At 36.1% G+C, this 14,697-nt stretch carries 11 protein-coding genes and 1 riboswitch; of the genes, 10 read left to right on the top strand and 1 reads right to left on the bottom strand.

What is annotated here, in order from left to right; translation table 11 throughout:
* Positions 1-366 precede the first annotated feature (366 nt).
* The 4 genes from I583_RS10575 to I583_RS10560 all read left to right on the top strand — a co-directional run bounded on the left by I583_RS10575 (position 367) and on the right by I583_RS10560 (position 5,226).
* Positions 367-2,865, top strand: coding sequence for an adhesive domain-containing protein (locus I583_RS10575; protein WP_010760484.1), 2,499 nt, complete (start codon positions 367-369; stop codon positions 2,863-2,865).
* A gap of 35 nt (positions 2,866-2,900) precedes the next feature.
* A complete protein-coding gene (locus I583_RS10570) occupies positions 2,901-3,503 on the top strand; it encodes a WxL domain-containing protein (protein WP_010760485.1) in 603 nt (200 codons plus the stop codon).
* Between the two features lie 80 nt (positions 3,504-3,583).
* Entirely contained in the window at positions 3,584-4,633 is a 1,050-nt protein-coding gene (locus I583_RS10565) for a WxLIP family cell surface protein (protein ID WP_010760486.1), read from the top strand.
* Between the two features lie 200 nt (positions 4,634-4,833).
* Positions 4,834-5,226, top strand: a complete 393-nt coding sequence (locus I583_RS10560) for a DUF4809 family protein (protein WP_010760487.1) — start codon at positions 4,834-4,836, stop codon at positions 5,224-5,226.
* Positions 5,227-5,315: 89 nt separating this feature from the next.
* Here the strand turns inward: I583_RS10560 and I583_RS10555 are convergent, their stop codons facing one another.
* Positions 5,316-5,813, bottom strand: coding sequence for a DUF4303 domain-containing protein (locus tag I583_RS10555; protein WP_010760488.1), 498 nt, complete (start codon positions 5,811-5,813; stop codon positions 5,316-5,318).
* 265 nt (positions 5,814-6,078) lie between these two features.
* Positions 6,079-6,247: riboswitch (M-box (ykoK) riboswitch) on the top strand.
* A gap of 176 nt (positions 6,248-6,423) precedes the next feature.
* Between I583_RS10555 and I583_RS10550 the strand changes: the two genes are divergently transcribed.
* From I583_RS10550 to I583_RS10525, 6 genes are all read left to right on the top strand, one after another.
* Complete coding sequence (locus I583_RS10550; RefSeq protein ID WP_010760489.1) at positions 6,424-7,338, top strand: LCP family protein; 915 nt, start codon at positions 6,424-6,426, stop codon at positions 7,336-7,338.
* A gap of 165 nt (positions 7,339-7,503) precedes the next feature.
* Positions 7,504-8,838: an FAD-dependent oxidoreductase gene (locus I583_RS10545; protein WP_010760490.1), complete on the top strand. Its 1,335-nt coding sequence runs from the start codon at positions 7,504-7,506 to the stop codon at positions 8,836-8,838.
* Complete coding sequence (locus I583_RS10540; RefSeq protein ID WP_010760491.1) at positions 8,828-10,300, top strand: helix-turn-helix domain-containing protein; 1,473 nt, start codon at positions 8,828-8,830, stop codon at positions 10,298-10,300. Before I583_RS10545 ends, I583_RS10540 begins: the two co-directional genes overlap by 11 nt.
* Positions 10,301-10,494: 194 nt before the next feature.
* Positions 10,495-12,003, top strand: coding sequence for a glycerol kinase GlpK (gene glpK, locus I583_RS10535; protein WP_010760492.1), 1,509 nt, complete (start codon positions 10,495-10,497; stop codon positions 12,001-12,003).
* 17 nt (positions 12,004-12,020) lie between these two features.
* Positions 12,021-13,856, top strand: a complete 1,836-nt coding sequence (gene glpO / locus I583_RS10530) for a type 1 glycerol-3-phosphate oxidase (RefSeq protein ID WP_010760493.1) — start codon at positions 12,021-12,023, stop codon at positions 13,854-13,856.
* 1 nt (position 13,857) lies between these two features.
* Positions 13,858-14,577 carry an MIP/aquaporin family protein gene (locus I583_RS10525; RefSeq protein ID WP_010760494.1) on the top strand — a complete coding sequence of 240 codons (720 nt, stop codon included), beginning with the start codon at positions 13,858-13,860 and terminating at the stop codon, positions 14,575-14,577.
* Positions 14,578-14,697: the final 120 nt, after the last annotated feature.

The following is a 14,697-nucleotide window of genomic DNA, read 5'->3' as shown; positions in this document are numbered from 1 at the left end:
AATTTAAAATAATGAAATTTTTATTTAGAAAATCATTGTTATTTTATTTATTCAAAAAGTGATTTACCTGTCTATAAATAAAGTTGGATTTGTTGTCTCTCACTTAACTAACTGAAAAAAATACTGGGATTTCCAAATGAAAATCATCAAAATAATTCTTAATTTTGGAAATAAACAACAAGCCTTTTACACAACATTTTTAATGAATAAAAACGTCGTGTAATTTTAACCATTTAAATATATTTTTCAACACAAATTACAATCCAATTATTTGAAATAAAATTATATAGATAGTATTCTTTACATTGCAATCATGTATTACGGATGTATTTACCTGAGTTAACCTAGAAGCAAAAGGAGGCAATCATGAAAAAGAATTATCGTTCTATCATTACGTTAGTGGGAACTACAGTCTTATTATCAGCTGCAGTTATTCCAAATTCGCTACTATTTTTTGGGGACAATCGTCAGTATGAAGCGGATGCTACTGAATCAGTAAATGCTGCGGATTTAGCAGATGTCAGTATTTTAAAAGGAACACAGTTATCTTCCAATAATGGAACCGTTATCAATGATGGCGTCAAGTTGGAAAAAAATGCAGATTCTACATATGATTTAGATCTTTCATTTAAAGGAACCGCGGTTGCAGATGTTGGTTTAGTGTCACCAAAAGTTATTGTTTTTGCGATTCCAGATGAATTACGAGGGAAAATCGATGGACCGATTTTGATTAATGCCAGCGCTAAGTTACTTCCAATCGTGCCAGGAGATGTTCCAGTGGTCAAAGATTTGGTCTTAAAAGTAGGGGGACTTGTAACAAGACTCCTTGGGTTGGCGAAACCATTAGGATTACAACTAGATTCGTTGGAAAAGGCTTTTGAAGGGCTTAACTCGCTTCAAGATTTAGGTAGCTATCAAGCAACAGTTGAAGGCAAATTATCACCAGATGGTAAATATGTGATGGTCGATTTTACGGACGGATTAGGACAATATGTTCGTACGACCTACGCAAAGTTGTTCGATCCGCTGAAAGAAGCAGTTGCTGGATTAAAATTTACCGGACTTCTTGCTATATTGAATCCTGTTCTTGATCTATTGAAACCAGCTGTTAATGGTTTGCTTGATCTAGTAGGAAAAATTGCCAATGGAACATCTGATGTGTTAACACAAGCGTTGCAAGCCAATGTACTTGGTGATGTTGATTTTAATTTTTCCACTAAAGTTTCTGATATAACTGCTGAAAAAGCAAAAGTGACTGCGATGGCGGTCAATAAACCTGTTATTGATTTAGAATTACTGAATACGATTCATGCAAATGGGGATGCAATCAATCTCTATTTCGATAAAATAGAAGAAGATCCATTAGTCAATTATTCAGTTGCAAAACCAGTTGTTGAAGACATTTTAGAAGGTGTGACGAGTCTTAATGGAAGCGTAGTGGTTACACAGCCAGTGCCAGAAGGTGTGACATTTAAAGCGAAAGTCGAATTGCCTAATGGGAAAACTTTAGCTGAAACAGTCAATGAAGATGGCACTTTTTCGATTCCGTTTGGTGACTACAAGCCTCAAGGGAATGACCAGCTAAAAATAGTGATCGAAGCCAGTGTAGATAAGTACACGAAAGTCAGTGATCCGACATTCAAACAAGTAATAGCAGATCCATTTGTTCAATACACGATCGCAAAACCAGTTGTTGGAGACGTTATAGAAGGCGGAGCAAGCCTTACTGGAAATGTAGCAATCGTTCAGCCAGCACCAGATGGCGTGATATTTAAAGCAAAAGTTGAGTTACCTGATGGAACAAGCCTGACAAGTTTCGTTGATGAAAATGGTGATTTTACGATTCCATTTGGTAACTATGAACCACAAAGCAATGATCAATTAAAAGTGGTAGTCGAAGCAAGTAATGGAAAACAGATCAAAGTCAGTGAACCGGAAATCAAACTGGTCTTAGCAGATCCATTTTTACACTATGTGGTTACAAAACCAGTGATTAGTGATGTTTTAGAAGGTTCATCTAGTCTTAGTGGTAGTGTTGATGTAACTCAGCCGGTTCCAAAAGGTGTCACTTTTATCGCTAAAGTGACATTACCTGATGGCACGAATTTAACTGGTTCAATCAATGAAGATGGTAGTTTTACGGTTCCATTTGGTAAATATCAACCTCAAGGAAACGACATACTGAAAGTAATAGTTGAGGCGAGTGATGGTACGCGAACCAATGTCAGTGAGCCGGAAGTCAAACAAGTGATTGTCGATCCGTTAAAGAACTATCAGGTTCCAAAACCACAGTTTAAAACTGTAAATGAAGGAAGCAAGTTTATCACAGGTTCAATTACGTTAACGAACGTTCCAACAGAAGCTAAATTATTTATGCAAGTTCAATTTCCTGATGGGTCTGTGAGAAAAGTAGCGATTGGAAATGATGGCACTTTTACGATTCCTGTAGCGGATAAAAATTTAAAAGAAGGTGATCCACTAAGATTAGTAACCATTGCAGAACATGCTCAATCGTTGAAAGGGAAAGAAAGTGACAGTGTGGTTTTTGCAGTTGGCAAGGTTCCGTCTTTAGAAGGTTATGTAGTCCCTACACCAGTTGTAGCGCCAATCTTTGTTGGCGATGGGCTAATCAAAGGATCAGTTAAAATCACAAATCCTCCAGAAGGAACTCAATTTAAAGTTAGAGTGAGATTCCCAGGAAATGTTTATGAAGAAGCACCAGTTAATGCAGATGGTACTTTTTCACTAGATATTTCTAGTCGTCAGTTAATGGCGGGTACGTCGATTACCTTTAATACAGCGGCAACACTTGGTACTGAGACAGCAGCGAGCGGTAGAATTATTGTTTCTGTCGGTGCCAAATAACGATAAGCTTTACTAATAAAGAGAGGGTGTATAAAATGAAGAGTTCAACGTTTGTTATTACTAGTTCAAAAGTTTTATTATTATCGGTTGTTTTTGCTCCATTATTTTTAGGTCAATCTGCGTCAGCTGCTGATATTAATAAGGCAACTGATTTGGATGTCACTTTTACACCAGGTGCGTTAACGTTAGAAGCTGTTTCTACGATTAGCTATGCGTCACAAACGATTTCAGTCAATGATGCCTCATATATTCCCACTAATCCTGATGCGATCAATGTTGTTGTATCAGATGCCAGAGGAACAAATGCAGGCTGGAAGCTTAGCGGAAAATTAAATGGGTTCAAAGATAGTTCTGCTACCGCATCTTTACCAAACGCCAGCTTGAATTTTAAAAATACACAAGCAGGAACAAACAGTGATGCGGATGCACCAATACCAGTTAATACAGTCAAGTTAACGAGCGGTGCTGCAACTGCAACACCATTTGCAACGGCAGCAGCAGGAGCAGGTGCCGGAACATGGACGTTTACGTGGCCAGATGCTGAAAGCAAAGGTGTGACACTAGATGTGCCAGCTGCAATGGCAACACTTGGTAAACATACCTCTACGATTGACTGGACATTGGCGGATGCCCCATAGAACCAAAGGATGATTTAAGAGAGTGGGATGAGTAGTATTTATTCCACTCTTTTTTCTGATTAAGTTAAGGAGTGATTTAGATGAGTGGTTGTTCTAAGTTAAATGGGATTCATGTATTATTTTTTACCGGACTTATTTTTTTTGTTAGTTTATTGAATGTAAAAACTGCTTTTGCACAAGAAAAAAGTGAAGAAACAAACAGTTTCTATGTACAAGCAGTTATTCCGCAGAATCAAGTTGATAGCACTAAATCATATTTTGATTTAGTGATGTTGCCACAAGAAGAACAAGAGTTACAAGTTAGATTGGTTAATCCAGAGGATGCTCCTATTTCTGTTTCAATTAATGCAATAAATGCATCGACAACGGAAGAGGGAATGATCGACTATACAGTAAAAGGAATCAAAGATAAAACGTTGGTTTATCCTTTTGAATCGCTGATCAAGGTTTTAGAAACGAATATTTCATTGCAGCCGTATGAAACAAAAATTGCTCGTTTTCAGGTGAAGATGCCAAAGGAAAGATATGATGGTGTTATTGTAGGAGGATTGCGTTTTACTAAAAATTTAGCTGAAAGTGAAACCAAAAATAAAGATGTGACCATTAAACAACGCTTTCATTATGTGGTAGGTGTTGTCTTGAATGAGACGGGTACATCTGTTTTACCTGATTATGAAATGGATACAGTAAACGTAGCGAGATCCAAACAAGGGAAAAAAATAGCAGTGATTCATTCGATTCGCAATAAAAATGCAGCAATTTCAAAGAAAATGGATCTAAAATTTGCGATTCAAAAAAAAGGGAAAAAAACTCCTTTGATCAAGTTAGAAAAAGAAGCGCTGGAAATGGCACCGGATTCTGTGATGGATTTTCCAGTACCAATCAAAAGACAGTTAGAACCTGGAAAATATATCAGTAAAACGCTAATCAATCAAGATGGGAAAAAATGGGAATTTGAGAATGAATTTGAGATTACTAGGGAACAAGCGAAGATAATCAATGAAGAAAATAAAGAAACTAAGGTTGTCAGTCAAGTTCCGATTTGGTTGATTTTTGTGATTATACTGTTGGTTTTATTGGTAATGATACAAACGTATATTTTGTGGCGAAGGAAGAAACGAGTGGAATAAATAAACATCTCTGTTTTCTGCATGAGTAGAGGATGGAGATGTCTATTTTAGTTTGAATTTAACTTGCGTCTTGTCGTCAACTGGTCCTTTTTGTAGTGGTTATTCATAATGTTTAATAGCAATTAGTTGCTTTATTGTCTCTTCATTTTTGATATAATAGATAAGGAAATAGTTAGAGGCGTAAGAAAGGATCTGTAAGAATGAAAAAAGCATTAATTAGTAAAACAGTGAATTTATTAGATGGTGGTTGCAATGCTTGTGGAATTATTGAGGATGAAAATTATACATTGACGATAGACGAACAAGTTATTCCTTTAGAAGCATTGACAGTCAATTCTTTGATAACTGCAATAGCGTTAAAAAATGGCTACAAACGTGAATACGAGATAGATGTTATCGATGATTATACGTTATATAAAAAAGAGGATCATCAAGTTACGCTCAAAGAAGAATATGATTTTCTGACGTATACAAATGGGGCAGTGGCAATTGAAACAAGGGATCAAATTACGGACGAGAAGAAATTAGTGGAAAAGGTGAATGAAATATTAGTAGCTTTTTTTAATGTGGAAGAATTGGCGTTTTGTTTTTAAACTACTTTAACGAATGATATCATAGCTTTATTTAGAAACTAGATACAAAAAAATGCTTGTTTTTAACCTTAAAAACAAGCATTTTTTTGTTATTCTATTTGAAAAAGTTCTGACATTCCGATTTTTTCAAATCTTTCTTGTGAGTCAGAAGGTGTTTCGTCATGATCGTAAACCAATAGCTTAAAATCTTCTGTTTTTGGGATTCGTTCGAACGTTTCGCTGTCAGTCAAGAGGATTATTTGCTGACAAAGCCATTCAAGAACCATTTCAATATCTTGCTCATCTTCCACCCAATCATCAAATAGGTGAAGGGAGGCAAAACGTTGATTTTCATCCCAGTCACTGGAATTGTATTTCATTTCTTCTAATTGTATGTTGCTGTGACCTCTACTTGCATAATAATTTGTTGTTTCTTGCCAAAGATCTACAGTATTAAAACAAAGGTTTATTTCACCTTCTTCATAAATATTACAGTCTAATGCAAATGCATAAAAGGTTTCGTCGGAATGATCTAATAAAAAGTTGTCGATGCTATCGGTTAAAAAATTAAAAAAGTACTCTTGTTGTTTTTCTAAAAAGTGTTCCATGCGTATCCTCCAAGTGTTCTGTCTTTTAAACATTGAAACAGATAAAGGGAGGAATGTCTATCTAAAGTTGCTTTTTAAAGCGAAATAGGTATTTTTTAAGAAAATGTAAAGATTTTTTCATTTAAAATAGGTGTTGTCATAATTTACTTTCACTGCAGTGTTAGGTACAGAATAGTTATATTTTAATAACTTAGTTTTAAATTGAACAGCATTTATAAAATTTAATTTGACTTTGTGATTCGATACGCTTATAGTTTAAAATGAATTAAATACTTGTTAGGTGAGGCTCCTATATAAACACAGGCTACTGCTCAGAAATGTCGAAAGACAGGTACGGGTAGGACAAGATTCGTCGAATTAAGGCGTTTTTCAAAGTAGCTAAAGGCAATGCTTTTTACGTTATATAGTGCTAAAACTCAACGAAGAGAAGATCTAGATAAATTGCAAATTCATGGCGAATGCCATGTGTTTAAGTCGTCGTATTCTGATCCCTTCGCTGAGTATTCTTGGTGAGGGATTTTTTCTTTTAGCTAAGAAAAAATGCAATTATCTAATTTTAGTCAAGATTAAACAAATCGATTCAATTTTTATGTTTAGAAAGGAATAAACAATGAAAAAATCTGTAAAAATAGTGACGATTACATTATTATCAATTCTACTTGTAGTTGTGAGTGTAGGCTGTTATGCGGCGATTTCATTCCAAACAGCCAAAGAAAAGAGTGAATCAAAACTTTCCAATAAAAATGAAAATTTTACTGGAGATGAACAAACGAGCGATAAACAAATAACTGTTATGGTCGTTGGGAATGATTCGAGAGATGATGACGAGGATCAAGGTCGTTCAGATACGTTGATGGTGGCTCACTATGATGGAAAAACGAAACAGCCTAAATTGATTTCAATCATGAGAGATAGTTATGTAACATTTCCTGATGGTGGACAAGATAAAATAAATGCAGCATACGCATATGGCGGCGCACAAATGACTAAAGATGTGTTGAAAACCAACTTTGATTTACCAATCAATTACTATGTGGTAATGGATTTTAAAGAGTTTAGTGACATCATTGATGAACTTTATCCAAAAGGGGTCACAATCGATGCTGAAAAAGATATTAATTTAGACGGTGTAGACATTCTTAAAGGAAAGCAAACTTTGCATGGGAATAGTTTATTGCAGTATGCTCGTTTTAGGATGGATGAAGAAGGTGACTTTGGTCGGATTAGACGTCAACAACAAGTGATGGATGCTTTAGTTGAGCAGTCTAAAGATTTGATTCCAGTATGGGAACTACCTCAAGTTGCTGGAAAAATGGTTGGGAAAATTGATACAAATGTACCAACAAGTTTATTGATCGATTTGGCGAAAGATTTTCTTTCTGGAAAAGTGAAGCCGTTAAAATCATTATCAGTTCCTGTAGAGGGAACATGGAACTTTAATGATTATACTGAATCTGGAAGCGTGATCGAGCTTGATGAACAGAAGAATGCTGAAGCGATTCAGGAGTTCATGAAGGATAATTAAAAATACAATTGTACAATTAAAAAATTCGTTTGCTCTCTTACAGAGTGAGTAGACGAGTTTTTTTGTATAATACTCAAACAAATTAGCTTTTTCCTATGCGATAATAGCTTGCGTATGCTATTCTTTAAGAAAACGGTTTACTATTTTAGAAAGAAGGATTCTACTATGAAAGTCGTGATTATAGGGGCTTCATTTGCGGGAGTATCTGCTGCTTTAGCGATTAGAAAAAAACATCCCAAGGCTGAAATCCATTTAATTGATAAGCAACAAACAATAGGTTATTTGCCTGGAGGAATCAATCTGTATTTCAATGAAACGATCGGTCCTATTGAAACAGCTCAGTTCATTTCAGAAGAACAGCTAGTAGATAACGGTATTTCTTTGTTGTTAAACGCAGAAGTCGTCAGTATGGATTCAAAACAGCGTATCATTAAGTATGAAAAACAAGAATCTGACTTTTTTATGTCATTTGACAAACTGATTTTAGCAACAGGTTCTAGTCAGTGGTCCCAGAAAATTCTCGGTAGTGATTCAGAAAAGGTTTTAAAATATAAATTTTTACAAGGAGTAGTAAACGCAATCGAACGTTTGGAAAATAGTAATACAGTCGCATTGATCGGCGGTGGCCAAATAGGTGGGGAAGCGGCTGATACTTTGCTGAAAAAAGGCAAAGAAGTGCATCTGTTTGAACGGATGGATTATTTATTATTCAAGTATTTTGATGAAGAAATGATCCGGCCCGTACAAGCAGAAATGAGCGCTCGAGGGGTCATTTTCCATTTTAATGAGACTGTTGAAAAAGTAACAGATACCGGTAAAGCACTTTTGATTGAAACGAAGAAGTCTCAATTGTTATGTGATAGTGCTATTTTTGCAATGAATGTCCGTCCAGATTTACGCTATTTAGACGAACAGATCCAAAAGCATACGGATCAAACTGTTTTTGTAAATGAGTATTTGCAAACTTCTCAAGAGGATATTTTTGCAATCGGTGATTGTATTCAAGTGCCTTATAGTTTATCTAAAGAGTCATTTTATATCCCGCTGGTGAATAATGCAGTAAGGACGGGATTAGTTGTGGCTCAAAATCTTGTAGAGCCTACGACGCCATTCGTTGGCTCGATCCGCACGATCGGTACAAAATTGGTCGATTATTATGTAGCCAGTACTGGATTAACGGAGGCAGAAGGTTTGTTTCATGAGCAGCCGATTTCTGTTACCCATGTTCACCAAAGAAGTTCTTTATTTTCTGGAAATGAAAAAGTTAGTGGGAAAATTATTTTTGAAAAAGACAGTCATAAAATTTTAGGGGCACAATTAGTCTCAAAAGCTAATATTCTAGAAAAAATCAACACATTAGCACTTGGCATTCAAATGGGTCAGACTTTAGAAGAATTTTATCAGAAAGATTTTTTGTACCATCCTTATTATTCTAGCGTGATAGATATCACGAACCAATTAGGTTTTGAAGGTTTGTGGAGTGAAGCAGATGAAAATTGAAGAATTGTTAGATAAAAAAGAAGCAAGGGAAGTCGGTATTTTAAAAAAAGTAATTTTGGCTGGTGGTCGAGTCAAGGATACCGAGTTGCTAGATTATTTAGGAGTTTCAAAGGCTTCTTTTGAAAGTGATTTAAAGGAACTAGGCTATTACTTAAAACCATATGAAAAAGACTGTTCGCTATTTTATGATGGACAATGGGTAGTCATCCATATGTCAGACCAATTTTCTATTAGTAAAATTTTAGATGATTATGTTCGGGCGTCAATCAAGTTTCAACTGATTGATTATTTATTTCATTATCGTGAATTTACTATTGCTCAGCTTACGACAAAATTTATGATCAGTGAGTCTTCTTTATTTAGAAAAATCAAAGAGCTTAATTCGTTGTTAAAAGAATTTGATCTTAAAATCCGCAACGGTCAATTAAAAGGTGAGGAACTGCAAATTCGCTACTTTTACTTTCAAATTTATTGGTTTTTGACACCTTATGACATCCATCAAGAAAAAACACTGACCATTCAAAATTCTAGGATCATTGAGGCTTTAGAGAAAGCATTGTCTCTTTCTTTTGAAGAACATGGCAAGCTGAAGCTCAGCTTATGGTTGACCATCAGTAAAAAAAGAATCGTAGTACAGCCAAAAAATTTTAAAGAATTGTATGGTAAAAGCCAAGCCTATGAACAGGATCCTTTTTTTAAAACATTGCGCTCTTTTGTTATACGCTTTTTTAGTCGATATCCACTTGAAATCGATGAAGAAGAAAGTTTACTACATTTTATTTTTTTGACGAGTATGTCGGTTTTAGAGGAGTCAGATTTTGCCGCGTATAGTTTGATTCGTGGTCGCCGGACACCAACATCACTAGCAGATACGTTTGTCTTAGAACATGTAATTTTGTATTATCGCCCGCAAAAATTTTTCCCTGAATTAGAAAAAAAGATCTTTTATTATTTCTCTCAAATTCATAGTCGGTTATATTTTTTTAAAGGAGAACTGGAGTTATTTGACCGAGAGAACATTTGGCAAAAAGAGCAGAGCCTTTCCAGCCATCGACTGGCAGATTTTTCTCGTGTTCTTTTAGATAAAAGTTTAGAGTGTTTTGGGGAAAAGTATGAAAAGGGGAATAGTTTGTATGAATGGTCATTGGTGAAGTATCTTAGTGTATTAGCAATCATTGATTTTGAAATTGTTGGTGAAACTCGGATTGGGATTGATTTAAAGATGGATCATTTATATAAAGAAGTAATGACTCAGGTCTTGGTTTTGAGTTTGAAAAATTTAAATGGTTTAACGATTGAACCATTTGACTCAAAAAGAACTTATGATTTGATGATTACAAATGTTATGAAGCCCAATACGTATCGCTCTGCCAAAGAAGTTTATGTATTATCGGAACTTGGCTCAACTTATGATATCAACCAAATCAGAATGAAAATTCGGGCGTTGCATAATAAAAGATAAATTGAATAGAAAGTCCAAAGATAAAAAGATGTACTATTTTATTTTTGGTCTTTTTTATTGATAAGACAAGGTTATATTGAAAAACTTTCATTTATTTTTGAAATAAAAAAAAAGATGACGTTTTTATGAAACGGTTTCCGACTATTATAAATACATGAAATATAAAGCGTTTTCATGAAAGGGAGAGAATTCTAATGACAGAACAAAAATACATTATGGCGATCGACCAAGGAACAACAAGTTCAAGAGCAATTATTTTTGATAAGAAAGGCAATAATATCGGTAGTTCTCAAAAAGAATTTACACAAATTTTTCCTAAAGCAGGTTGGGTAGAGCACAATGCTAATGAAATTTGGAACTCTGTTCAATCTGTAATCGCAGGGGCTTTGATCGAATCAGGGGTTAAACCTTCTGATATTGCAGGGATCGGTATTACCAACCAACGTGAGACAACTGTTGTGTGGGACAAACAAACAGGACTACCGATTTATAATGCGATCGTGTGGCAGTCTCGTCAGTCTTCACCAATCGCTGATCAATTAAAAGAAGACGGACATGGAGACATGATTCACGAAAAAACAGGCTTGATCGTAGATGCTTATTTTTCAGCAACAAAGATTCGTTGGATTTTAGATCATGTTGAAGGGGCACAAGCGAGAGCTGAAAAAGGAGATTTATTATTTGGAACAATTGATTCTTGGCTAGTTTGGAAATTAACGGGTGGAGAAACCCATGTAACAGATTATTCCAATGCAAGTCGTACGATGCTATTCAACATTCATGACTTAGATTGGGATCAAGATATTTTGGATATTTTAAACATTCCTCGTGTGATGCTGCCAAAAGCGACATCGAACTCTGAAGTTTATGGGTTGACGAAAAACTATCATTTCTATGGAAGCGAAATTCCGATCTCAGGTATGGCAGGTGACCAACAAGCTGCATTGTTTGGGCAAATGGCTTTTGAACCTGGGATGGTCAAAAATACGTATGGTACAGGTTCATTTATCGTGATGAATACAGGTGAAAAACCTCAACTTTCTGACAATAATCTACTAACTACGATAGGGTATGGCATCAATGGAAAAGTCTATTACGCTTTGGAAGGAAGTATTTTCGTTGCTGGTTCAGCCATCCAATGGTTACGTGATGGCTTGAAGATGATTCAAACAGCTGCGGAATCAGAAACTGTAGCAAATGAATCCCACAATAAAAACGAAGTCTATGTCGTACCAGCATTTACAGGACTTGGTGCACCATATTGGGATTCAGATGCAAGAGGCGCCGTGTTTGGTTTAACGAGAGGAACAACGAGAGAAGATTTTGTAAAAGCGACATTGCAATCAGTAGCTTATCAAGTACGAGACATTATTGACACCATGCAAAAAGATACTGGTATCGCTATTCCAATCTTAAAAGTAGACGGAGGAGCTGCTAACAATGATTTATTGATGCAATTCCAAGCAGATATTTTAAATACTTCTGTTCAAAAAGCGCAAAACTTAGAAACAACAGCCTTGGGTGCAGCCTTTTTAGCAGGTTTAGCAGTTGGCTTTTGGAAAGATTTAGATGAACTAAAAGAGTTTTATGAAGATGGACAAGTGTTTGAAGCAAAAATGTCTGATGAAGAACGTGATGATTTATACGAGGGTTGGCAACAAGCGGTCGCTGCCACACAAATGTTCAAACATAAATCAAAATAAAGGAAGAAGTGAGTGGTATGTCATTTTCAATTAAAACGAGACAAGCGTCTATTGAAAAGATGAAGTCTGAAGAATTAGATTTATTGATCATTGGCGGTGGTATTACAGGCGCAGGTGTTGCCTTACAAGCTAGTGCTGCTGGTATGAAAACGGGTTTGATCGAAATGCAGGATTTTGCAGAAGGCACATCATCTCGTTCAACTAAATTAGTACACGGCGGAATTCGTTATTTGAAAAATTTTGATGTAGAAGTCGTCGCAGATACAGTCCAAGAACGTGCTGTTGTTCAAGCAATTGCACCACATATTCCAAAACCTGATCCAATGCTTTTACCAATTTATGATGAGCCAAAAGCAACGTTCAATATGTTTTCGGTCAAAGTGGCAATGGATCTTTATGACCGCTTAGCAAATGTGATCGGCACGAAATATGAGAATTATACACTGACAAAAGAAGAAGTGCTAGAAAGAGAACCTCAATTGAAAAGTGAAGGATTACAAGGCGGTGGTGTCTATCTAGATTTTAGAAATAATGATGCTCGACTTGTGATCGAAAATATTAAGAGAGCAGCTTTCGATGGTGGGTTGATGCTCAGTAAAGTTAAAGCTGTGGGCTTCATACAAAATAAACAAGGTAAAATCATTGGTGTAAAAGCAGAAGATTTACTGACAGGTGAACAATTTGAAATCAAAGCTAAAGTCGTTATCAATACGACGGGACCCTGGTCAGATAAAGTTCGTGGTTTGGATACGAAAGAAAATCTAGTACCGCAAATGCGCCCCACAAAGGGAGTCCATCTTGTTGTCGATAGCAGCAAACTATATGTACCTCAACCAACTTATTTTGATACAGGCAAACATGATGGACGGATGGTTTTCGTTGTTCCTAGAGAAAAGAAAACCTATTTTGGTACGACAGACACGGATTATACAGGAGATTATGAGCATCCTACTGTTACTCAAGAAGATGTCGATTACTTGCTAGAAATCGTCAACAGTCATTATCCTAAAGCACATGTGACGATCGATGATATCGAAGCAAGCTGGGCCGGCCTTAGACCATTGATTTCAGAAAATGGCGGATCAGATTATAACGGCGGCAATAACGGCAAAGTGTCTGATGATAGTTTCAATCAAGTCATTGATATCGTTGATAAGTATAGAAATCAGCAAGCAACCCGTTTCGATGTAGAAAATGTCTTGAATCATCTAGAAGATTCATTAGCAGAAAGCAAAGAAAATCCTTCAGCAGTTTCACGTGGTAGTTTACTAGAACGTTCAGAAGATGGCTTATTGACATTATCTGGCGGTAAAATTACAGATTATCGTAAGATGGCAGAAGGTGCGTTAAAAGAAATCCAACGTATTTTGAAAGAAGAATTTAATTGTACGTTTGAGTTGATTGATTCTAAAACATATCCTGTTTCAGGTGGAAATCTGGATGCAGCAAATGTGGAGACAGAATTAAATAATCTTGCAACATTAGGCGTGGAAAAAGGGCTGAGCCAAGAAGAAGCAGAATATCTTGTTCATTTATATGGTTCAAATGTGACAGAACTTTTTGAAAGAATCAAAACAACTGAACCTGTATCAGGTTTAAGTTTAGCTGAAACATTAGCATTACATTATGCTTTAGATAATGAGATGGTACTGACACCAGCAGATTATCTTGTGCGTAGAACAAATCATCTGCTCTTTATGAGAGATACGCTAGATGAAGTCAAACAAGGGGTAATTTCAGAAATGAGTCATTATCATGATTGGTCCAACGAACAAAAAGAGCGCTATACAAACGAGCTAAATCAATTAATTGCAGAATCTGACTTGAGTACATTGAAAGAAGGGACGAAGTAAAATGGATACTTCAAATATGACACAGATTTTCAGTGAGTTTTTAGGGACAATGATTTTGATTCTTTTGGGGGACGGCGTCTGTGCAGGCGTTAATTTAAAGAAAAGTAAGTCTGCAGCATCGGGGTGGATCGTGATTGCATTTGGTTGGGCGATGGCTGTAACGATTGCAGTTTACGTTGCAGGCTATATGGGACCTGCTCATTTGAATCCAGCGGTGACAATCGCGATGGCAATGACGGGAAGTTTTGAATGGAGTTTGGTTGTACCGTTTATTTTAGCACAAGTGCTGGGAGCAATTGTCGGAGCGGTTTTAGTTTGGTTAGCCTATTTGCCTCACTGGCAAGTAACAGAAGATCAAGGTGCTATTTTAGGGACATTTGCTACCGGTCCTGCGATTCGTAATTATCCAGCGAATATGGTAACGGAAGTGATTGGGACATTTGTTTTAGTTTTAGGTTTACTTTCGTTTTCACAACATAGTTTTACAGATGGTCTAAATCCGTTAGTTGTCGGAGCGTTAATCTTATCAATTGGTTTGTCTTTAGGGGGACCTACAGGCTATGCAATCAATCCAGCACGTGATTTTGGTCCTCGTTTAGCACATCAAATATTACCGATTTCGACTAAAGGGGACTCTGATTGGAGTTATTCATGGGTACCAATTGTTGGGCCTGTCATTGGTGCGTTAGTGGCATCAGGTGTTTATATGTTGATGGTTTGATTGACAGTTGGGATGTCAGTTGAAAATAAAAGCATTAAATTTGAAAAATAAGAAGGATTTCTTTTTGACTCCATTATGCATTTGGGAAATGTGGAACAGAGACTGAGAAAAAACGTTTAT

The sequence above is a fragment of the Enterococcus haemoperoxidus ATCC BAA-382 genome, from assembly GCF_000407165.1.
Lineage (GTDB): Bacteria > Bacillota > Bacilli > Lactobacillales > Enterococcaceae > Enterococcus_L > Enterococcus_L haemoperoxidus.
Note: the sequence above shows the minus strand (reverse complement) of the source record. Positions and strands in the feature narration are given on the sequence as shown.